Raw genomic sequence first — 20,839 nt, forward strand, 5'->3', positions numbered from 1 at the left:
ACAGCTTTATATGAAACACTTATACCTTGTCTTATTTTTTGCATTTTCTACAGTGGCTGCCTTTGGGCAAGACACTAAGACTAGCTCTGATATAGAAGGTTTAAAGCTTTACCCTAATCCTGTGACTAATGGAAAAATTTACATTAGCACTAAGAAAAATGCTCCAAAAAAAATATTAATTTTTGATGTTTTAGGTACAAAAGCGTTAGAAACAAAATTGATTGGCAAGGAATTAGACCTTTCTAATTTAGATGCTGGTGTTTATGTAATTCGTATTTTTGAAAAAGATAAAATTGCAACACGTAAGCTTATCATTAAATAAGTTGTAGTTCATCGACACAACTCCTTTTTCCTAATTATATTATCTAACAATCAACAAAAGCCGATTTTACCTACAAAAAATCTGTTTTCACAACATTAAATATTTTTAGGCCTTTACTTATTCTACATTTACAGAGCTAAACCCAAATCAGCAAAGAATGAAGAAAATCTACATTTTGTTTTTAATGACGTCTTGCCTACTAGTTTCTGCCCAAGAAAAGGTGGTTAACTTTCCTATGCAAAACAGCGATATTCCCCAAATTGCAGATTTTAAACTATACCCAAATCCTGTTGCAGAACGCACAGTTTATATTACTACAAAAGAAAACAAAGCGAAAGACATTGTAGTCTATAATATTTTTGGAGAAGTGGTTTTAAAACAAAGAATAATTGCCAAGCAATTAAATATAGAGAAATTAATACCTGGTATGTATTTAATGCAGGTTACAGAAAATAAAAAAACAGTTACACGCAAATTAGTTGTAAAATAAAAATTAAACCCAGACAACCACATAAAGGCTCTAACAACTTGTTAGGGCTTTTTGTTTTCTACAACTAAGTAGTTGCTTACTTTTGCACTATTAATTGTAAAAATGAATACAGACTCTATATTTAACATACAAACTGAAGACGAATTTAATGCCGCTGCTTTAGCTGTATTTAAATTTCAGTATACAAGCAACCTTGTTTATCAGGAGTTTTGTAATCTCCTTAATAAAAACATAGTTTCTGTTACTAATTATACAGATATTCCATTTTTACCAATTCAGTTTTTTAAATCTAAAAAGGTACTAATACAAAATGCTACTCCAGAAATTACATTTAGCAGTAGCGGTACAACCGGCACAGTTACAAGTAAACACTATGTTTCTAATGTACAAGTATATATAGATAGCTACTTAAAAGGTTTTAAATATTTTTACGGAGATATAAGGGAGTATTGTGTTTTAGCACTATTACCATCTTATTTGGAACGAGAAGGTTCTTCTTTAATTTATATGGCAGATGACCTTATAAAAAAGAGCAACCACCCAGATAGCGGTTTTTATTTAAATAATATTGATGCACTTGTTACCAAACTACAAGCCTTAGAAAAAAAGGGTGTAAAAGTACTTTTAATAGGTGTTTCCTTTGCCCTTTTAGATGTTGCCGAGCAATACAACCTAAACCTTAAAAACACCATAGTTATGGAAACTGGAGGGATGAAAGGGAGGCGAAAAGAACTAATTAGAGAAGAACTACACCAAGAACTACAAAAAGGGTTTGGTGTTACAGAAATACATTCTGAATACGGAATGACCGAGTTATTATCTCAAGGCTACTCTAAAGGAAATGGCATTTTTAACACTCCGCCTTGGATGAAAATACTAACTAGAGACCCGGAAGACCCATTAACACTACAAACTACAGGTAAAACAGGAGGTATAAATGTTATAGATCTTGCCAATATAAATTCTTGCTCTTTTATAGCTACACAAGATTTAGGTAAGGTACACCAAGACAATAGTTTTGAAATTATTGGCAGGTTTGATAATTCTGATATTAGAGGCTGTAATTTACTAGTACTATAACTTAATCAAAAACAGTTAACTCACCATCTATAATTTCTCTAATACCCGCTAAATTTTTATAACCATTAATTTTAGCTTCGTTAAAATATTTTTCTCTAGAAATTGAATCTCCTGCATAATGAAATGCAACACATAAGTTAGCCGCAATAACAGGATTTCCTTTATCTAACTCATAACTCTTTACCCCTACTTCTGTTGCTTTAGCAAACTCTTTTTGTTTTAAATAAATTACAACCAAACTAGAATAAGCTTCTGCATATTTGGGGTTTATTTCTATAGCCCTTTCATACAACTTAGCTGCTTTTTCATAATTACCGGCCATACGCTCTACAATTCCTAGACCTGTAACCGCTTCTTCCATATTAGGGTCTATTTTTACTGCATTATCAAATGCATTTCTAGCCTTTTCATCATCTTCTAAAGCTATATATGTATTACCCAAAAGTGTCCAAGCATACTCGTTTTGTTTTTCTTTTACTACATAATTCTCCATTAAACTATTAGCAGCATCTACATTCCCTTTTAGATACTCGTCACTAGCTGTTGTAATATCTAATTGCTTAGTAAGATCAGACTTTTCTCCATTACCACAACTTATTAAACTTAAAAAAAGAACTACTATTAAAAAACTATTCCTCATATACTTTGTTTACTATTAATACAATACTCTATCAAAATTTGCTGGTAGCATATTTCTAGCTCTTAGCAGTGCTCCATCTGCATTAAACCAAAATTCTTTATATACTTTATCTCCATCTTTTTTTCCTTTTACCACAAACTTATACTCTATACTAGATGTTATTAAATTCTGAAATGCACTTTTAAAAACACTTTCCTCGTCCTCTTTAGAAGTTACGGGATACTGCTGGTACATTCTACGAATTTTATAATTTTCTAAAGACGAATTAAATTGTGATTTTATATTCAAAAGGACTTCAGCAGGAAAATCTAATTCTTCTACCCTAAACCCTATATTCTGTAAGTCGCCCTCACTAGAATATTGCATTTGATAGTGTAATTTAACTTTTTTAAACTTAGCAGTAAACACAACATTTTCTGTGCCTACTTCTTTATAGTATTTTATTTTTTTTACATTATCTCCTAATGTTTCTTTAGCATAACGTATCTCAGGAAACTGAGATTTTAAAATCCTATGTTCTCTTTCAATTTTATTTTGTGCTACAGTTGTTATCACACAGAAAAAAAACAAAACAATAGAAAAACCAATCTTTTTTAATCTAAACATACTATACTTCTTTATACCTAAAACAACTAATTTCGTGATCGTTAACCATACCAACAGCTTGCATAAATGCATATATTACAGTACTCCCAACAAACTTAAATCCTCTTTTTTTTAAGTCTTTACTAATAGTATCTGACAGCGGCGTGTTAGCTGGTCCTTCTTTATAATTAGTTAACGCATTTTTTATGGGCTTGTTGTTTACAAAACTCCATATATATGTACTAAAACTACCAAATTCTTCTTGCACCTTAATAAAAGCCTCAGCGTTAGATATAGCAGAATTTACTTTTAACTTATTTCTTATAATACCTGCATCTTGTAACAAAAGATCAATTTTATCTTGCTTATAATCTACTATCTTTTTATAGTCAAAATTATCAAATGCTTTTATAAAGTTTTCTCGTTTGCGCAATATGGTTATCCAACTTAAACCAGCCTGAAAAGTTTCTAAAATTAAAAACTCAAATAACAATTTATCATCCTTTACAGGAGTTCCCCACTCTTCATCATGATATGCCTCATACAAATCATCTCCTAAACACCAACCACATCTGTGCTTTTCCATTTTCTTCTTATTTATACTTTTAAAGATATATTAAGTTTTACTGATAACCACTTTTTCTCTAAAAATAAACTAACAGCAAATAAATACTAACCAATATTATCAAAATATAAAGTTAAAGTTAAGTCTATCTTTAATGTTAAAAACTAACATTTTTCAGTTTGTTGCTGCCACTACTTTTGCAGCCAATTAAATAACAAACTATAAAAAAATGGAAACAAAATACAAGAATTACTTACGGGTAATAGCTTTATTTATTTTACTAGGAACCTCAATAAATTCCTATGCACAAGCTACAAATGCCACCATTAAGGGATCTGTAAAAGATAATATTGGAGAACCTCTTATGGGCGCAGAAATTGTGATAAAAGATATTTCTACAGGCTTCATCTCTGGAACGCTAACTAATGACAATGGTGATTTTAAATTTCAACAATTACCGTTAGGCGGACCTTATAAAGTTACCGCAAAATACTTAGGTTTTTCAGAATCTGTTAGAGAAGGTATTATGCTTAATTTAAGTGATGCAGTTACTATTAATTTTGAACTACAAGAGTCTTCTACAACATTAAATGAGGTTATTGTATCATCTAACAGTTTATCTAAAAGAATTGAACAAATTGGTGCTTCTACTAAAATTGGCGCCACGCAAATTAAAAAACTTGCTACAGAAGGAAGAAACTTTACAGGCTTAACTAGTTTATCTCCACTACAAGGTGGTGGCAGCTACAATTTAAGCGGACAAAGAGGTACTTCTACCAACGTAACTATTGATGGTACAAATGCAAGAAACCAACTAACTGCTGGTGACATTGGTAGCGGACCGTACACCATTTCACAAGAAGCTATTAGAGAATTTGAAGTTTCTACTAATGATTATAATGTTACACAAGGTAGGCAAGCCGGAGGTTCTATATCTGCAGTTACTAAATCTGGTACTAATGAATTTAAAGGGAGTACTTTCTTTTACCACAGAGCAGATGGTTTACAAAGCAAATACAACATTCAAGGTCAAGAGCGTACAGCAGACTTTTACAATTCACAATATGGAGTTAGCTTAGGCGGACCAATAATTAAAGATAAACTTCATTTTTTTGCTGTTTACGAAAGGCAAGATGCTGGAGAACCAAGATATATTGCAGATATACAAAGTACAGATGATGAAAACAGATTAGGCATAACACAAGCCAACCTAGATCGTTATTTAAATATCGGGAGAACTTCTTATGGCTTAGGTAGCCAACAACAAATTGGTCAGTTTGATCGTGAAACAGAAGCTAACAACCTTTTTATTCGTTTAGATTGGCAAATAAATGATAAACACAGACTTACGCTACGTAACTTATATAACAAATGGGACAACCCTTTTAGCGTTAGTGACAACTCTAGCATAGAGTTAGCAGAAACATATTCTGATTTTGCTTCTAAAGAAAACAGTACCATGATTTCTTTGCGTTCTATGTTTAGCCCTTCTGTTACAAATGAATTTAAGTTTCAGTACCAACATGCAGAAAGAGCCTACACACCTAACACACAATTACCATCTTCTAATATACCAAGAGCAATAGTACAAGTATCATCAGTTTTACCAAACGGAAACAACAGCACTAAAAGTGTACAGTTAGGCGGTCAACGTTATTCTCCTGAAACGAATGTTGAAAACCAAATACAGTTTACCAATACCACATATATTAATACTGATAATGTAAACTTTACTTTTGGTACAGATAATATGATTACGTCATTAGAAACATTACTTTCTAATGAGCAAAATGGTCGTTTTTATTTTGATTCATTAGATGATTTTGAAAGCCTAACACCCTCTAGATATGCAAGAGAAGTACCCTTACAAGGCTTACCTATTGTTAAACAGACTGTTTTAGATTTATCTTTATTTGCACAAGTAGATTTTGATATTACTCCAGATTTAAATTTAGTAGCTGGTGTACGCTGGGATGCAACAAAATTTTTAGACGCAGCAGAATATAACCCAATAGTAGATCAAGAATTAGGGATACGAACAGATGAAAAGCTAGATGATTACAACAACATACAGCCTAGATTTCAGCTTACCTATAATTTAAAAGGAGAAAGTAAAGATGTATTTAAATTGGGTGGTGGCGTTTTCTCTGCTCAACCTCATTATTATGCGCAAGTAAACAACATACAAAACAGTGGTACACTTATAGGCGCAATAGATGTAACAGGCGATAATGTTCCTTCTCCAGATTTTCCTTCGTACCGAAATAATCCAAGTACAGTACCTGGAGTACCTACAGGCGTTACTCCTTTTTCTACAATAAATGCTGTAGGCAAAGATTTTGAAGTACCAACTACATATAAGGCCAACTTAAGCTACACGCACTTTTTTGGAAGCAAATATAGTTTAGGCTTTAATACTTTGTTTAGTCACACTAAAAACAATTATACATACCAAGAAGCTAATTTGGTTACAGAGCCTTATTTTGTCACAGAACAAGGAAGAGAGGTTTTTGTTCCTGCAAATACTATTACAGAAAATGGTTCTACAGACTGGACAAACTCTAGAATATCGGATCAAGTTGGTAGAACATTAGTAATGACATCTGATGGTATATTAGATAACCTTGCTTTTGTTTTAGAAGGCTCTGCACAAATAGGTAAAGATGGGTATTTAAATGCAAGCGTTACTTTTAACAGCGCTAAAGACAACTCCTCTTACAACTGTTGTGTTGCTAACACCTCTACTTTTTTACCAGTATCTGGTGACCCTAGAAATTTAAATTATGGTTTTGCAGACAATCATTTTGACACTAAATTAGTTTTTAATGGTGCTACACCAACTTGGAAAGGGTTTACTTTAGGTGCAAAAGTAATTGGCCAAAGTGGTACTAGATATACATTTAAAGTGAATAGTAACACTAGTGCTAACGGAGATTTTAACCTTAGTAATGACGTAGCTTATATTTTTGACCCAAATGATCCAAGCACTCCTCAGTCAATCATAGATGGCTATAACCAAATATTAAACGACCCAGAAACTCCAGATGGTTTTAAAGAGTATTTAAAAGATAGCTATGGTGGTTTTGCTGAGCGTAACGGTGGAAAAAATCCTTTTTCTGCTGTAGTAGATTTAAGACTACAAAAGCGTTTTGAAACGAAAAACAAAAAACAAGGTTTAGAACTATCTATGGATATTTTCAACTTTGCTAATATGCTAAATAAAGACTGGGGACAGTCTCATAACTTTGGCAATAAAAATTTAATGAGAATAACAGGTTTTGATCAGGCAAACCAAAACTATGATTATTCTGTACAAACTTCTAGCGGTACAGAACCTATAAACGGAACTCCATGGAGGTTGCAATTAGGAGCTAGATATACCTTTAATTAAGAATTTTTATTTTTTGTTCAATAGTTAGAAGGGTTTGCTAGTTACACTAAAGCAAACCCTTCATTTTAAAAAAGAGATATGAAAAAAATTATATATTTAATAGGACTTTTAATTGCTTCACAAGTCTGTGAAGCTCAAGAAAAACAAGAAGCAGAACACGTAATTTTAATTTCTGTAGATGGCTTTAGACCAGATTTTTATTTAGAAGAAAAGTGGCCTGCTCCAAACCTAAAAATGATGGTTAAAGAAGGTGTATCTGCAACTGGCGTTAGAGGTATTTTCCCTTCTGTAACATACCCATCACACACTACATTAATCACTGGCGCTTACCCAAAAGAACACGGCATTTACTACAACAGTCCATTTGAAGAAAAAGGGCAAACTGGCCGTTGGTATTGGGAGAATAACCTTATTAAAACAAAAACACTTTGGACCGCTGTTAAAGAAGCTAATAAAACAAGCGCTAGTTTTCTTTGGCCTGTTTCTGTAGGTGCAGATGTAAACTATAACATACCAGAATATTGGTATTTAAAAGGAGATTACGGAAGCATTAAACCTATGCGAGATTTTGAAACTCCTAAAGGTTTTTTAGCTGAAATGGAAGAAGAAGTATTGGGCAAATTAAATAAAAATACATTTAATGGCGATTATTTAAATAGAGAAGATAGAATAGGAGAAATGGCTGCTTATACGCTTGAAAAATATAAGCCAAACTTTATATCTATTCACTTATTTGCTGTAGATCATTTTCAGCACGAGCAAGGTAGAGATGGAGAAAAAGTGTATACTTCTATTGCAGCAGTAGACAGAGCCATTGGTAAAATTATGGAAGCATCAAAAAGAGCCGGAATAGAAGACAAAACAACGTTTATTATTACGGGCGATCACGGTTTTGTAGATATACATTCTGCATTAAACCCTAACATTTGGCTGGTAGAAGAAGGTTTAATAGAAGACCAAAAAGATAGAGGCAATTGGAAAGCTGCTTTTCATACATCTGGAGCCTCTGCTTTTTTAATGGTAAAAGATAAAAAGGACAAAAAAACAATTGATAAAGTACGCAACAAATTAAATAACCTACCTGCCAACATTAAAAAGCTATTTAGAGTTGTAAACAGAGAAGAACTAGATAAAATTGGTGCAGATCCTAACGCAGTATTAGCACTAGCACCAATACCAGGCATTGCAATGTCATCTAGAACAAATGGTAACATACTTTCTGCTAGAAAAGGTGGCACACACGGTTATTTTCCAGATTTTAAAGAAATAGAAACTGGTTTTGTTGCTTTTGGCGCCGGTATTAACAAGGGTAAAACCATAGAAAAAATGGGCCTAGAAGATATTGCCCCTGTAATTAGCAAGTTGCTTAAACTAAATTTTACAGCAAAAGATGGTATTCTATATCCTGGAATATTATCTAAAACAAACTGATTTATTTTTTAAAGCATTAGCAATAGTTTGTCGGGTGGCCCCAATAAGGTCACCCTTATCTTTTTGGGTTAATAAGCAATGTATATTATGTACTTTACCTTTAGCATCTAAAACGTCTATAGTATAAACTGTTTTTAAAAAATTTAATTTACCAATAATAGAACGCTCATTTACTTTACACATTTTTTTTTCTGCCAAGCACCACCTTTTGGTTAAATAGGCAAAAAACCATTCTGCTGCCTCTGGGTTTTTCTTTATTTCATTTTTAAAAAAATTTAAATCATAACACCTAACCTTTACACCTACCAAAGTTTTAGCAAATTCTGAAAACTGGCCATTTAAATACTTTAAATTTCCAAAAAAGTCCCCTGTATGTATAACGTCATAAGTATACTCGTCTCCTTTTTCTGAATAACCCCCTAGCTTAACTGCTCCTGAAACAATTTCATAAATATAATTTTCAACTTTTGGAGGCTGATATATATAAGTATTCTTATCATAAACAATCTCAGTAACAAAATTATCTAAGCCAAAAACTACTTCTTCCTTTAAAAAATTATAAAATGAAAAATCTTTTTGACTTCTAAAATCTGGACGTAAAACCTGCATAAACTATATTTATTTTACAAAAGCCAAATCTATTTTTTCTATGTTAGAAATCTATTACTTAAAGTTTAAGTTTACTTTACTATGTTAAGTAATTGTAATGTAGCTTAGTTAAACTTATCATAATTTTAAAATATGTAAGTTTCTATAACTTTTTACTACCAATGTGACGAATATCAGCTTATGTAAATAGTTTGTATATTATTTTTGAATAAAAAAGTAAAACGTTTAGTTATGAATACTACAAATACAATAAATAATAGTGTAACATCATTAATTAACAATGCAATTTCTACTGCTTTATCTTACACAGAGTACAGAGAACTAATGCAGAATTTAGTAGCTAGTAATAAATCTACTGGTGTTTTACAAACTGATGCCTTAGCAAACTACACAATGTTAAATGATAAGCGTATGAAACGTTTAGACAAAACTGCAAAGTTAGATGCTACTACTATTTACAAAACACAACAAGTAGCCACCAAAACAACATGGTTGGTATTAACAGAAAGTTGGTGTGGTGACGCAGCACAGTCTATGCCTGTAATGCAAAAAATTGCTGAACAAAACCCTAATATTGATGTAAAAGTTATTCTTAGAGATGAAAATCTAGAATTAATGAATCACTTTTTATACAACAACACATTGTCTATACCTAGACTTATCGCTATAGATAATGACACACAAAAAGTTATAGGAAATTGGGGCCCAAGACCTAGTAAACTAACAGCAATAGTTGAAGCTTACAAAGCAGAACACGGTGCTTTAGATGCTGAATTTAAACAAGAACTACAAGTGTGGTACAATAAGGATAAAGGACAAAATACTATTGAAGATTTGGTACAATTACTTCCCTTGAAATAGGTAGGTAATTGTTCCTTTTTGACTTTCTTTTGTAGAGCTATTAAATTTTGCTTTTAAAGCATATTCTATAGCATTTTCTACCAAGCAGCCATTGCTTGTTCCTGAACTCTTTTTATTAAATTGAGCATCTACAACGTTGCCCAAATTATCTACTTCTATGTTTACAACTACTTTACCACCTTCTATACAAGTGTATGTTGGCGGAGGCAAATCATAGGCATTTCTTTTCACTAAAGAATATGATATAGATGTTTTACGTTTTGCTAAGTTATGAGAGACCTCATCTTTTTTAGCGTCTTTTTCTCCTAATTTCTGTTTAGCTTCTTCACGTTTTTTCGCTAATTCTTTTAAACTAGCAGCATAACCATTTTCAGAACTTACCAATTTAGAATTAGGATCACTTTCCGCTTCAGACTTAGCTTCTTCCATTAATTCTTCTAACGTTTTTAAAGGCTCTGGATTACCATAAGTTGGCTTTGCCTTTTCATTATACGCTAAATGACTTTTTATTTCTTGCTGATTTGCTTGTTGTTGCTCTTCTTTCTGAACTTCTTCTTCTAAGATTTCCTCTTCCTCTAGCATCGCTAGCTCTACAACATACTCTTCCCTCTTCTCTTTTGAACCTAAATGAATATTATACAAAGACAATATTACAATAGACATAGAAAACAATGTGATTAAAAACGATAAGTATCTACTATCTTTAAACATATATGTTATAACCTTTTTTTCTTAAAAATATTTTACCTTTTTCAAAAAAAATAAAAGATTCTACTTCTCCTTAGGCTTTTCCATACCTAATACATCTGTATGAAAATCTGCAGGACTTACTGCTTTATCTACGTTAAAATCGCCTATTTTGGTTCTTCTTAAAGAAGATAAGTATGCACCACTTTCTAATGCAACACCAAAATCGTTTGCTAAAGAACGTATGTAAGTACCTTTACTACACACCACTCTAAAATCTACATTAGGCAAATCTATTTTTGTAATTTCAAAAGTTGTAATTTCTATTTCTCTAGATTTTATTTCTACGGCTTGCCCTTCTCTAGCATACTCGTACAAACGTTTTCCATCTTTTTTTAAGGCTGAAAAAACTGGCGGCACCTGCTGTATTTTTCCGATAAAATTAGAAGTAGCAGCGTGTATTTGCTCTTCTGTAATATGTTCTATTGGGTATGTTTTATCTACATTAGTCTCCATATCATAAGACGGTGTAGTGCCGCCTAATGTAATGGTACCGGTATACTCTTTTTCTTGTCCTTGTAATGTAGGTATTCTTTTAGTGAATTTCCCCGTACATATTATTAATAAACCTGTTGCCAAAGGATCTAATGTACCTGCGTGTCCAATTTTTATCTTCTTTAAATCGAACTTTCTACGAATACCCCACTTTAGCGCATTTACAGCCTGAAAAGACGACCACGTTAATGGTTTATCTATAAGCAATATTTGCCCTTCTAAAAATTCTTCCTTGGTAATCACGCTGTAAAAATTAAATTACTGTTAATGGGTATACAAAATAGTGAATTGCCAAGATTGCCAACCCAACTACAATACGGTAGTAACCAAACATTTTAAAACCGTGTTTGCTTAAATAACCAATAAAAGTTTTTATAGCCAATAGCGCTACTAAAAACCCAACCACATTACCTATTATTAGCAAGTTAACTTGTTCTCCTGTTAAGGTATATCCTAGTTTGTAAAAATCGTAGCTTTTCTTTAAAGTTGCTCCTAACATTGTAGGCACTGCTAAAAAGAAACTAAATTCTGCAGCTACTGTTCTAGATAGTTTTTGTGACATACCACCCACGATACTAGCACCACTTCTAGACACACCAGGAATCATTGCTAAACATTGAAAAAAGCCAATTTTTAACGCTGTTAAATATGTAATTTCTTTTTCTTCTGAATCGGAAAACCAATGATCTACACGTAATAAAATAAAACCTCCTATTACTAGAGATATAGCTACTGTTATTGGACTTTCTAATAACGAGTCTATAACATCACTTAACAATAAACCCAAAACTACAGCTGGCATAAAAGCAACTAATAGTTTTAAATAAAAATCTACACTCTGAAAAAAGCGTTTAAAATAAAGTACAAATACAGATAGGATGGTTCCTAACTGTATAACTATGGTAAATAATTTTGTGAATTCTTCTTGGGCTATCCCAAAAAAAGAAGAAACGATAATCATGTGCCCTGTAGATGATACCGGTAAATACTCCGTAATACCTTCTACAATTGCTAAAATAATTGCTTGTAATATGTCCAAAATTTAGTCTTTCTTCTTATGTGGATTTAATAAAATGGCATAGACCTCTATACCCAAACCTATTAACACCAAAGTTGGTGCAAGGCGTATTCTTCTAAAATTATAGATCTCAGGATTAAATACATTTGGATCATCACTACCACCACCGCTCATTAAAACAAAACCAAGTGTTATAAGAGCCAAACCTATACCCATAAATATATAGTTCTTCTTCTGAAAAATAAATTCTCTTTTAGAATTCTCTTCTGTGGTGTTATTATTTTTTCTCATTTGTAAAAATTTTAATCCTTATCTAATTTTTAACGTTGCAAATCTAATAATATAAATCGTCTGTCCTAAGATTTAGAAAGCGTTGTGTAGCTAAAAACGTACTTATAAACGAAATTAACACTCCCAACACAAAAACAGCAGCAAACACCCCCCCTAAAATAAGCGGTTCTTTTAATAATGTTAGTTCTGGGAAAAAATCGTTTATGTAATATATGGCAATTACCAAACCTATAATAGCTATTAAAGCACCCAGCATACCCAACTTAATATTAGTCCACAAAAATGGTCTACGTATAAAACGTTTGGTTGCACCAACCATTTGCATCGTTTTTATAATAAAACGTTTAGAGTATACCGACAAACGTATAGAACTGTTAATTAACAAAAATGCAATAAAAGCAAATACTCCGCTAGCAACCAAGATCCACAAACTAATTTTCTTTACGTTATCATTTAACAAAGAAATAAGAGGCTTGTCATAACTAACTTCTTCTACATAATCTTTTGCTTCTATGTTACTTGCTATTTCTTCAATCTGTTCTGGAGATACAAAATCTGCCTTTAACTGCACATCTATGGAGTTTTTTAGAGGGTTATACCCCAAAAAGTCCATAAAATTTTCACCAATAGCTTCCGTATGTTTTTCTGCAGCTTCTTCTTTAGACACAAAAGTTGCTAGCTTGGTATAGTCGGCCATTGCTAAACTTTTTTGCAATTGGTCTATTTCTACCTGCTTTGCTTCGTCCTTTAAAAAAACAGAAACTGTAATCTGTTCTTTAAAATGATCTGCCATTTTCTTGGTATTTATAACCAACAAACCTAGTATACCTAGCAAAAATAACACCAAGGCTATACTAAGTACTACAGAAAAATAAGAGGAAATTAATTTCCTTTTTTGATAACGTTCAAAAGATTTACTCATAACTTATAACAATACGTAAAAATAGTAAAGTAATTTGGAATAATACACTTTCTATTTAGATAGACTTCAAATGCACATCATTAGACTTTCCGCTTTCAATGATTAACCTTATTTTTGCGGCACATTTAACCCTGGACAACGTCTAGAAAGATAAGCATATGAACTACGATTTTAGTAAAATTGAGGCCAAATGGCAAAAATATTGGGCAGAAAACCAAACATTTAAAGCAGAAAATAATTCTGACAAAGAAAAATTTTATGTCTTAGACATGTTCCCTTACCCTTCTGGTGCTGGGTTACACGTTGGTCACCCACTTGGCTATATTGCTAGTGATATTTATGCGCGTTACAAAAGACACCAAGGTTTTAATGTATTACACCCAATGGGGTACGATTCTTTTGGTTTACCTGCAGAGCAATATGCAATACAAACCGGACAACACCCCGCAATTACAACCAAAACAAACATAAACAGATACAGAGAACAACTAGATAAAATTGGTTTTTCTTTTGATTGGAGTCGTGAAGTGCGTACTTCTAACCCAGATTATTACAAGTGGACACAGTGGATCTTTATTCAGTTATTTAATTCTTGGTATAATAATGACACCAATAAGGCTGAAGACATCTCTACTTTAATTGCTTTATTTGAAAAAGAAGGAAACGCTACTGTAAATGCTATTTCTGATGAAGATATTATTGTTTTTACTGCTGATGAATGGAAAGCATTTGACACTAAAAAGCAACAAGAATTACTACTACAATACAGACTAACATACTTAGCAGAAACAGAAGTTAACTGGTGTCCGGCTCTTGGTACTGTACTGGCTAATGACGAGATTATAAATGGTGTATCAGAACGTGGTGGACATTCTGTTATTCGTAAAAAAATGACACAATGGAGTATGCGTATTTCTGCGTATGCACAACGTTTATTAGATGATTTAAACACAATAGACTGGCCGCAACCTTTAAAAGACTCACAAACCAACTGGATTGGGAGAAGTCAAGGCGCATCAGTTACTTTTAATGTAAAAGACCATAAAGAGCAAATAGATGTTTTTACTACTCGCCCAGATACTATTTTTGGAGTTAGCTTTATGACTCTTGCTCCAGAACACGAGCTAGTAGCAACTATTACTACTCCAGAGCAAAAACAAGAAGTAGAAGCCTACATACAAGCCACTGCAAAACGTAGTGAGCGCGAGCGTATGGCAGATGTTAAAACTATTTCTGGTGCATTTACGGGTGCTTATGCAGAACACCCTTTTACAAAAGAACCTATTCCTATTTGGATAGGCGATTACGTATTAGCTGGTTACGGAACTGGTGCTGTTATGGCTGTACCTTGTGGAGATCAACGTGATTATGATTTTGCCAAAAAATTCGACATTGCTATTCCTAATGTTTTTGAAGGCGTAGATATTTCTGAAGAAGCACACGCAGATAAAGATAAAACTGTAATTGCTAATTCAGACTTTTTAAACGGATTACCGTATAAAAAAGCAATGAAACTTGCCATCTACGAGCTAGAAAAAATAGGTCACGGTAAAGGAAAAATTAACTACCGCTTGCGCGATGCTGTTTTTAGCAGACAACGTTACTGGGGAGAACCTTTTCCTGTGTATTATCTAGACGGAATGCCACAAATGATAGATGCCAAGCATTTACCTATTACATTACCAGAGGTAGAAAAATATTTACCAACCGAAACTGGCGAGCCACCACTAGGTAATGCTAACGTTTGGGCTTGGTGTACCAAAGAAAATAAAGTTGTAGACAATAGCAAAATAAACAATGAAACTATATTTCCATTAGAGTTAAATACAATGCCAGGTTGGGCAGGTAGTAGCTTCTACTTTAACCGTTATATGGATCCTAATAATACAGATGCCATATTTTCTGATGATGCAATTAACTACTGGCAAGATGTAGATTTATACATTGGTGGTAGTGAGCACGCAACTGGTCACTTATTATATGCACGTTTTTGGCAGAAATTTTTGTTTGATAAAGGTGTAGTTCCTAAAAATGAGTTTGCTAAAAAACTTATTAATCAAGGAATGATTACAGGTACTAGTGCTTTTGTCGGGAGAATTGATGGTTTCCAATACGAGAGAGGAAAATGGGGTACAGAAGGATATTACGGAGGAACCTATAACGTAAATTCTAATATTTATATCTCTGCTGGTCGTTCCAATGATCAAGAATTACTAAAAGATTTATTAAAAGCAAATAAACCTGAAACAGATAATGCAATCAAAGCCTATAACGAAATAATAAATGATATAGAAAACTTCAAGATAAGTATTCGTCAAGGAGTTCACGCAGATGTTTCTTTTGTAAATGCTTCTGATGAATTAGATATTGAAGCTTTTAAAAACTGGAGAGAAGAATATAAAGGCGCTGAATTTATTACTGAAGAAAATGGCACTTTTAAAGTTTCTCGTGAGGTAGAAAAAATGTCTAAATCCAAATACAATGTGGTTAGTCCAGATAGTATTTGTGAGGAATATGGCGCAGACAGTTTGCGTTTGTACGAGATGTTTTTAGGCCCACTAGAACAATCTAAACCTTGGAACACTGCTGGTATTACAGGTACGCACGGTTTCTTAAAAAAATTATGGCGTTTATATTTAGATGATAATGGCGCTAAATTTACAGATGCCACACCAACAAAAGACAATTTAAAAACATTACACAAAACCATTAAAAAGGTTGCAGAAGATATAGAGAACTTTTCTTTTAATACATCTGTATCTACATTTATGATTTGCGTAAACGAGTTGTCTAGTCAAAAATGTACTAGCAAAGAAATTTTAGAAGCCTTAGCTATTTTAGTTTCTCCTTATGCGCCACACATAGCTGAAGAGTTATGGGAACAATTAGGACACAACACTTCTATTGCTACAGCTCCTTTTCCAAAGTTTGATGCATCACACCTTGTAGAAAGCAGTAAAGAATATCCTGTTTCTTTTAATGGTAAAATGCGATTTAAACTAGAGTTACCTTTAGACTTATCTAAAGATGAAATTGAAGCTACAGTAATGGCTCACGAAAAAACTATTGCTCAATTACAAGGTCGTGAACCTAAAAAAGTTATTGTTGTTCCTGGAAAAATCATAAATATTGTAGGGTAACAACCTCAATAATCATATTTATTTTAACTACACCCCTATTTTTTTAGGGGTGTTTTTGTTTAAAAACGATATTCTTAATCCACACCCCCTACTTTTATCAATTATTCAGCTATTATTTTTTGTAATTAATTTAATTTAGCACCAAAATCTAAAATAGTTAATTATGATTGTTGGTATTCCTCAAGAAATTAAAAATAACGAAAGCCGAGTTGGTATGACACCAGGTGGGGTTTTTGAATTGACAAAAAATAACCATACTGTTTATGTACAGTCTGGAGCTGGTTTAGGCAGTGGTTTTAGCAATGAAGATTACCAGCAAGCTGGCGCAGCTATTTTAGACACTATTGCACAGGTTTACGCAATGAGTGATATGATTGTTAAGGTGAAAGAACCTATTGCAGAGGAATACAACCTTATTAAAGAAGGACAAATTTTATTTACATATTTTCATTTTGCATCTAGTGAAGCACTAACCAAAGCAATGATTAAACAAAAGGCTATTTGTATTGCTTATGAAACGGTTGAAGATGAAGAAGGAACTTTACCATTACTAACTCCAATGTCCGAAGTTGCCGGTAGAATGGCTATTCAACAAGGCGCAAAATACCTAGAGAAACCCGTAAAAGGCAGAGGTGTACTTTTAGGTGGTGTTCCTGGTGTTGCTCCAGGTAAAGTTCTAGTTCTAGGTGCTGGTGTAGTGGGTGTACAAGCTGCTAAAATGGCAGCTGGTTTGGGCGCACACGTAACCATACTAGATGTAAATATGAAACGCTTGCGCTATGTTAACGATGTTATGCCACCACACGTAACAACAGAATTTTCTAACGAGTTTAATATTAGAAAACACATTAAAACACACGACCTTATTATTGGTGGTGTACTTTTAAAAGGCGCTAAAGCTCCTAACCTTATTACAAGAGATATGTTAAAGGAGATGAAACCAGGAACCGTAATTGTAGATGTTGCCGTAGACCAAGGTGGTTGCGTAGAGACAACAAAGCCAACTACACACGAAGATCCTATTTATATTATAGATGACGTTGTACATTATTCTGTAGCAAATATGCCAGGTGCTGTACCATATACATCTACAATGGCATTAACCAATGTTACACTACCATACACTTTAAAACTAGCAAATTTAGGATGGGAAGCAGCTTGCAAAAAAGATGCTTCTTTACAAAAAGGATTAAATATAGTAGCCGGAAAAGTAGTTTATAACGAAATACTAGAAGCTTTTGGCTGGGAAGATGTCCTTGCATAAGTACTAAGAACTGTCAGTAAATTAAACCTCACCAAATTTGGCGAGGTTTTTGCTTTTTAATTGTTATATTTATTTTTTTTAAAACACAAACTATGTATACATATTATATTATTATTGGTGCAGTTGCTTTAGTTAGCTGGCTTGTTAGTAACAGATTAAAAAGCAAATTTGAAAAATACTCTAAAATACAATTGCGCAACGGAATGAGTGGCGCAGAAATAGCTGAAAAAATGCTAGCTGATAATGGTATTAGAGACGTACAAGTAATTTCTACTCCAGGTAGACTTACAGACCATTATAACCCTGCAAACAAAACCGTGAACCTTAGCGAGAGTGTTTACAGCCAACGTAACGCTGCTGCAGCTGCGGTTGCTGCTCACGAATGTGGACATGCTGTACAACACGCTACCGCATACCAATGGTTAACAATGCGTTCTAAATTAGTACCTATTGTTAGTGTAACATCTAGTATGTCTCAATGGGTAGTTTATGGTGGCGTTATTTTAATGGCAGTATCTGGTATTGCCAGTAGTCTTGGATTTTATGTTGCTGTTGCCGGTTTAGTTATGATGGGCTTTGCTACATTATTTAGTTTTGTAACACTACCTGTAGAATACGATGCTAGTAACCGCGCCTTAGCTTGGTTAAAAAATAAAAATATGCTTAGCCAAGAAGAATACGCAGGCGCAGAAGATGCTTTAAAATGGGCTGCTAGAACTTATTTAGTTGCCGCTTTAGGTGCATTAGCGTCTCTAGTATACTGGGCATACCGAGTATTTGCAAGAGATTAATTTTATAAAAAAACACAAAAAGCAAAAGGGTGTCTACTAGTAGACACCCTTTTTTATTGGACATAATGCTGTTCTAAAAAATTCCCCCAAACCTTTAGAACCAACCTTCATAAGAATTGTTCATTACGCCCAACTATACTTTGCTATATATTGATATTTAAATACAAAGAAAACCTGTTTTTAACCTCAACTTTTCCTGCATTTAAATTCTGCTGTATTGGCAACATACTAGTAACACCTAAAGAATATTTATTATAACTAGCCTCTAGACCCACCTTGCCAAAAAACACATCGCCACCCGTATTAAGCACCGTTAAACTATAAGACTCATCTTTGCTATAATTTTCGCCACCAACACCTACAACAGGTGTTAATGCAAAAGCATCTGTTATGTAATACGTTTTATAGGTATTTACGCCATAGTTTAATTGGTTTCCGAATTGGTAGTCTTTAGAGTTTTTGCTTTTAAAAGTATAATTTAACATTGCAGAGACACCCCAGTTGTTATGAGAAAGTCCATAATTTACAGCTGTAATATAATCCCAACTTCCTGTTCCTAGTTGAAAACTGGTGTTTACACTACCTGTATTATTAGCCCTATCAAAACTACCTGTTGGTATTTTTACACCGCCACCAACTTGTAAAGAGTGTTGTGGCCCAACAACCATAATACTATCTTGCTTTGCTAAAATTTTATAAAACCCTAAAACGGTAATATCTCCTAATCCACTTATATCTTGCGTAGACTTATCTGCAAATTCTCTATTATGAAAATGATAAGGCACAATTGCATTTATTAAAAAACGCTTACTAACCGGCACTCTACCCCAAGTTTGTAGTGTGTTAAAGTTTTCATCTATCCAAGGTGAATCGTTAAAAATACCGTCTCTAGATTTATAACTCTGAGATATGTAGCGTACTCCAGCAAAGTTGGTGTCTAAACCAGTACCAAACCCCATACTACCACCATTACCACTACAACCACAAGTATCGCAAAAATCATCAAAAACATAATGTTTTGCAGTTGTTACTGTTGTTTGCAAACTATCGTTTGACTCCGTTTTATGCATTGCAAACGCATTACAAAGACCAAAAAGGCATCCTATTATTATTAAATTTTTCATATTCTATTTCTCTGAAAATCTGTCGTCCTCTAAAAAGGTATTATCTGTTAAGGTGTTTAAAAAAGCAATAAGCACAGTCCGTTCTTGCTCGGTAGTAGGTATCCCCAAACTACCATTGTTATGCAATAAAGGATCTAGTGTATTAGAATCTACCACACCACTATTATAAAATGCCAAAACAGCTTCTAACGAGCCAAAACGCCCATCATGCATATAAGGCGCTGTAACTGCAATGTTTCTTAAACTTGGCACTTTAAATTTGTAATTATCTGCCTCAAAACCTGTTACCTTACTTCTACCTAAATCGTTTAATTTAGGATTAGGCTGTAGGCCGTTGTTTCTAAAACTACCATCAGAAAATAATGCTGTTGCGTGGCAGCTAGCACATTTTTGTTCAAAAATTGCTAAACCTTGTTGCTCATCTTCCGTTAGTTGCTCTTCGTTTCTTATGTATTTATCATACTTAGCATCTGCAGAAACCATTGTTACCATAAACTGTGATAATGCTAATAAAAAGTTCTCGGAGTTTACTTCTCCATCATCAAAAGCATCAGCAAAAAGAGCTTTATAACCTGCTTTATTTTTCAACTTTTCTATAACACTTTCCAAGGTTTCATTCATCTCTACCTCGGTTGTAATCGGAATTATAGGAAAAAGATCTAAATGACCTGTTGCACCATCCCAAGCAAAATTTTCTAAAAAAGCCATATTTTGCACAGGCGGTGTATTTCTTGTCCCTTCCAAATCGTTTACGCCATGGCTAAATGTATGTCCGTGATGTGTAAATGCATATTTTTGCTCGTGACACGTACCACAAGAAACTGTTCCTGTAGAAGACACTGCGCCCTCATAAAACAGTTTACGTCCTAGTTCTATACCGTTTTTGGTTAATGGGTTGTTTGTTAAATTATATGTTACCTCCGGAAAATGCGCAGGAACCTCTAATTCTACCAAAACATTGGTATACCCATCATCGTCATTATTTTGACACCCAATAAGGGTTAAGATCATTAAAAATAAAATACTTCTCCTCATACCAACTACATAAAAACAATAGTACTTAAGGTGCTGCA

20 protein-coding genes are annotated in these 20,839 nt (G+C 33.4%); 9 read left to right on the plus strand and 11 right to left on the minus strand.

Annotation, left to right across the window (positions count from 1 at the left end; genetic code table 11):
- Window positions 1–10: 10 nt before the first annotated feature.
- From BT107_RS13250 to BT107_RS13260, 3 genes are all read left to right on the plus strand, one after another.
- Window positions 11–322, plus strand: a complete 312-nt coding sequence (locus BT107_RS13250; RefSeq protein WP_072304304.1) for a T9SS type A sorting domain-containing protein — start codon at window positions 11–13, stop codon at window positions 320–322.
- Between the two features lie 157 nt (window positions 323–479).
- Window positions 480–812 (plus strand): T9SS type A sorting domain-containing protein, encoded by a 333-nt coding sequence (locus BT107_RS13255; protein ID WP_072304305.1) that lies wholly within the window; start codon window positions 480–482, stop codon window positions 810–812.
- A 102-nt stretch (window positions 813–914) separates the two neighbouring features.
- A complete protein-coding gene (locus tag BT107_RS13260; protein ID WP_072304306.1) occupies window positions 915–1,892 on the plus strand; it encodes a LuxE/PaaK family acyltransferase in 978 nt (325 codons plus the stop codon).
- 1 nt (window position 1,893) lies between these two features.
- Here the strand turns inward: BT107_RS13260 and BT107_RS13265 are convergent, their stop codons facing one another.
- From BT107_RS13265 to BT107_RS13275, 3 genes are read right to left on the minus strand one after another with little or no spacing between them, the layout of a single operon-like run.
- A complete protein-coding gene (locus BT107_RS13265; protein ID WP_072304307.1) occupies window positions 1,894–2,532 on the minus strand; it encodes a tetratricopeptide repeat protein in 639 nt (212 codons plus the stop codon).
- Between the two features lie 15 nt (window positions 2,533–2,547).
- Window positions 2,548–3,138, minus strand: coding sequence for a hypothetical protein (locus BT107_RS13270; RefSeq protein WP_072304308.1), 591 nt, complete (start codon window positions 3,136–3,138; stop codon window positions 2,548–2,550).
- Between the two features lies 1 nt (window position 3,139).
- Window positions 3,140–3,703: a DNA-3-methyladenine glycosylase I gene (locus BT107_RS13275; protein ID WP_072304309.1), complete on the minus strand. Its 564-nt coding sequence runs from the start codon at window positions 3,701–3,703 to the stop codon at window positions 3,140–3,142.
- A gap of 208 nt (window positions 3,704–3,911) precedes the next feature.
- On the opposite strand from BT107_RS13275, the gene BT107_RS13280 reads away from it, so the two are divergent.
- Window positions 3,912–7,073, plus strand: a complete 3,162-nt coding sequence (locus tag BT107_RS13280) for a TonB-dependent receptor (RefSeq protein ID WP_072304310.1) — start codon at window positions 3,912–3,914, stop codon at window positions 7,071–7,073.
- A 78-nt stretch (window positions 7,074–7,151) separates the two neighbouring features.
- Window positions 7,152–8,504, plus strand: a complete 1,353-nt coding sequence (locus tag BT107_RS13285) for an alkaline phosphatase family protein (protein WP_072304311.1) — start codon at window positions 7,152–7,154, stop codon at window positions 8,502–8,504.
- Here the strand turns inward: BT107_RS13285 and BT107_RS13290 are convergent.
- Window positions 8,487–9,113, minus strand: coding sequence for a Crp/Fnr family transcriptional regulator (locus BT107_RS13290; protein WP_072304312.1), 627 nt, complete (start codon window positions 9,111–9,113; stop codon window positions 8,487–8,489). The genes BT107_RS13285 and BT107_RS13290 overlap by 18 nt on opposite strands.
- Window positions 9,114–9,344: 231 nt before the next feature.
- Here BT107_RS13290 and BT107_RS13295 point away from each other — a divergent pair, with 231 nt between their 5' ends.
- Window positions 9,345–9,974, plus strand: a complete 630-nt coding sequence (locus BT107_RS13295) for a thioredoxin family protein (RefSeq protein ID WP_072304313.1) — start codon at window positions 9,345–9,347, stop codon at window positions 9,972–9,974.
- Here BT107_RS13295 and BT107_RS13300 read toward each other — a convergent pair.
- The 5 genes from BT107_RS13300 to BT107_RS13320 all read right to left on the minus strand — a co-directional run bounded on the left by BT107_RS13300 (window position 9,957) and on the right by BT107_RS13320 (window position 13,447).
- Window positions 9,957–10,637 (minus strand): energy transducer TonB family protein, encoded by a 681-nt coding sequence (locus BT107_RS13300; RefSeq protein ID WP_244543130.1) that lies wholly within the window; start codon window positions 10,635–10,637, stop codon window positions 9,957–9,959. The two genes, BT107_RS13295 and BT107_RS13300, sit on opposite strands and share 18 nt — an antisense overlap.
- Window positions 10,638–10,745: 108 nt before the next feature.
- On the minus strand, window positions 10,746–11,459 hold the full coding sequence (gene truB / locus BT107_RS13305; RefSeq protein WP_072304315.1) for a tRNA pseudouridine(55) synthase TruB: 714 nt from the start codon (window positions 11,457–11,459) through the stop codon (window positions 10,746–10,748).
- A gap of 10 nt (window positions 11,460–11,469) precedes the next feature.
- Window positions 11,470–12,255 (minus strand): undecaprenyl-diphosphate phosphatase, encoded by a 786-nt coding sequence (locus BT107_RS13310; RefSeq protein WP_072304316.1) that lies wholly within the window; start codon window positions 12,253–12,255, stop codon window positions 11,470–11,472.
- A 3-nt stretch (window positions 12,256–12,258) separates the two neighbouring features.
- Window positions 12,259–12,525: a DUF3098 domain-containing protein gene (locus BT107_RS13315; RefSeq protein ID WP_072304317.1), complete on the minus strand. Its 267-nt coding sequence runs from the start codon at window positions 12,523–12,525 to the stop codon at window positions 12,259–12,261.
- Between the two features lie 43 nt (window positions 12,526–12,568).
- A complete protein-coding gene (locus BT107_RS13320; protein ID WP_072304318.1) occupies window positions 12,569–13,447 on the minus strand; it encodes a cell division protein FtsX in 879 nt (292 codons plus the stop codon).
- Window positions 13,448–13,605: 158 nt separating this feature from the next.
- On the opposite strand from BT107_RS13320, the gene BT107_RS13325 reads away from it, so the two are divergent.
- The 3 genes from BT107_RS13325 to BT107_RS13335 all read left to right on the plus strand — a co-directional run bounded on the left by BT107_RS13325 (window position 13,606) and on the right by BT107_RS13335 (window position 18,642).
- Window positions 13,606–16,587, plus strand: coding sequence for a leucine--tRNA ligase (locus BT107_RS13325; protein WP_072304319.1), 2,982 nt, complete (start codon window positions 13,606–13,608; stop codon window positions 16,585–16,587).
- A 163-nt stretch (window positions 16,588–16,750) separates the two neighbouring features.
- Window positions 16,751–17,851, plus strand: coding sequence for an alanine dehydrogenase (gene ald / locus BT107_RS13330; RefSeq protein ID WP_072304320.1), 1,101 nt, complete (start codon window positions 16,751–16,753; stop codon window positions 17,849–17,851).
- Between the two features lie 92 nt (window positions 17,852–17,943).
- The gene (locus BT107_RS13335) at window positions 17,944–18,642 is read left to right on the plus strand and encodes a zinc metallopeptidase (RefSeq protein ID WP_072304321.1); all 699 of its coding nucleotides are present in this window, start codon (window positions 17,944–17,946) and stop codon (window positions 18,640–18,642) included.
- Between the two features lie 143 nt (window positions 18,643–18,785).
- On the opposite strand, the gene BT107_RS13340 is transcribed toward BT107_RS13335, so the two are convergent.
- Both BT107_RS13340 and BT107_RS13345 read right to left on the minus strand, forming a co-directional pair.
- Window positions 18,786–19,766, minus strand: a complete 981-nt coding sequence (locus BT107_RS13340) for a transporter family protein (RefSeq protein ID WP_072304322.1) — start codon at window positions 19,764–19,766, stop codon at window positions 18,786–18,788.
- 3 nt (window positions 19,767–19,769) lie between these two features.
- A complete protein-coding gene (locus tag BT107_RS13345) occupies window positions 19,770–20,801 on the minus strand; it encodes a cytochrome-c peroxidase (RefSeq protein WP_072304323.1) in 1,032 nt (343 codons plus the stop codon).
- Window positions 20,802–20,839 lie beyond the last annotated feature (38 nt).

Origin of the sequence: Cellulophaga fucicola, from assembly GCF_900119145.1 — a bacterium.
Lineage (GTDB): Bacteria > Bacteroidota > Bacteroidia > Flavobacteriales > Flavobacteriaceae > Cellulophaga > Cellulophaga fucicola.

Bases quoted from the DNA above. Each gene is read 5' to 3' on its own strand.
- BT107_RS13340 (WP_072304322.1), bottom strand. From the start codon at position 19,766: ATGAAAAATTTAATAATAATAGGATGCCTTTTTGGTCTTTGTAATGCG.
- BT107_RS13275 (WP_072304309.1), bottom strand. From the start codon at position 3,703: ATGGAAAAGCACAGATGTGGTTGGTGTTTAGGAGATGATTTGTATGAG.
- BT107_RS13315 (WP_072304317.1), bottom strand. From the start codon at position 12,525: ATGAGAAAAAATAATAACACCACAGAAGAGAATTCTAAAAGAGAATTT.
- BT107_RS13295 (WP_072304313.1), top strand. From the start codon at position 9,345: ATGAATACTACAAATACAATAAATAATAGTGTAACATCATTAATTAAC.
- BT107_RS13345 (WP_072304323.1), bottom strand. From the start codon at position 20,801: ATGAGGAGAAGTATTTTATTTTTAATGATCTTAACCCTTATTGGGTGT.
- ald (WP_072304320.1), top strand. From the start codon at position 16,751: ATGATTGTTGGTATTCCTCAAGAAATTAAAAATAACGAAAGCCGAGTT.
- BT107_RS13290 (WP_072304312.1), bottom strand. From the start codon at position 9,113: ATGCAGGTTTTACGTCCAGATTTTAGAAGTCAAAAAGATTTTTCATTT.
- BT107_RS13335 (WP_072304321.1), top strand. From the start codon at position 17,944: ATGTATACATATTATATTATTATTGGTGCAGTTGCTTTAGTTAGCTGG.
- BT107_RS13285 (WP_072304311.1), top strand. From the start codon at position 7,152: ATGAAAAAAATTATATATTTAATAGGACTTTTAATTGCTTCACAAGTC.
- BT107_RS13280 (WP_072304310.1), top strand. From the start codon at position 3,912: ATGGAAACAAAATACAAGAATTACTTACGGGTAATAGCTTTATTTATT.
- BT107_RS13260 (WP_072304306.1), top strand. From the start codon at position 915: ATGAATACAGACTCTATATTTAACATACAAACTGAAGACGAATTTAAT.
- BT107_RS13255 (WP_072304305.1), top strand. From the start codon at position 480: ATGAAGAAAATCTACATTTTGTTTTTAATGACGTCTTGCCTACTAGTT.
- BT107_RS13320 (WP_072304318.1), bottom strand. From the start codon at position 13,447: ATGAGTAAATCTTTTGAACGTTATCAAAAAAGGAAATTAATTTCCTCT.
- BT107_RS13300 (WP_244543130.1), bottom strand. From the start codon at position 10,637: ATGTCTATTGTAATATTGTCTTTGTATAATATTCATTTAGGTTCAAAA.
- BT107_RS13270 (WP_072304308.1), bottom strand. From the start codon at position 3,138: ATGTTTAGATTAAAAAAGATTGGTTTTTCTATTGTTTTGTTTTTTTTC.
- BT107_RS13250 (WP_072304304.1), top strand. From the start codon at position 11: ATGAAACACTTATACCTTGTCTTATTTTTTGCATTTTCTACAGTGGCT.
- BT107_RS13265 (WP_072304307.1), bottom strand. From the start codon at position 2,532: ATGAGGAATAGTTTTTTAATAGTAGTTCTTTTTTTAAGTTTAATAAGT.
- BT107_RS13325 (WP_072304319.1), top strand. From the start codon at position 13,606: ATGAACTACGATTTTAGTAAAATTGAGGCCAAATGGCAAAAATATTGG.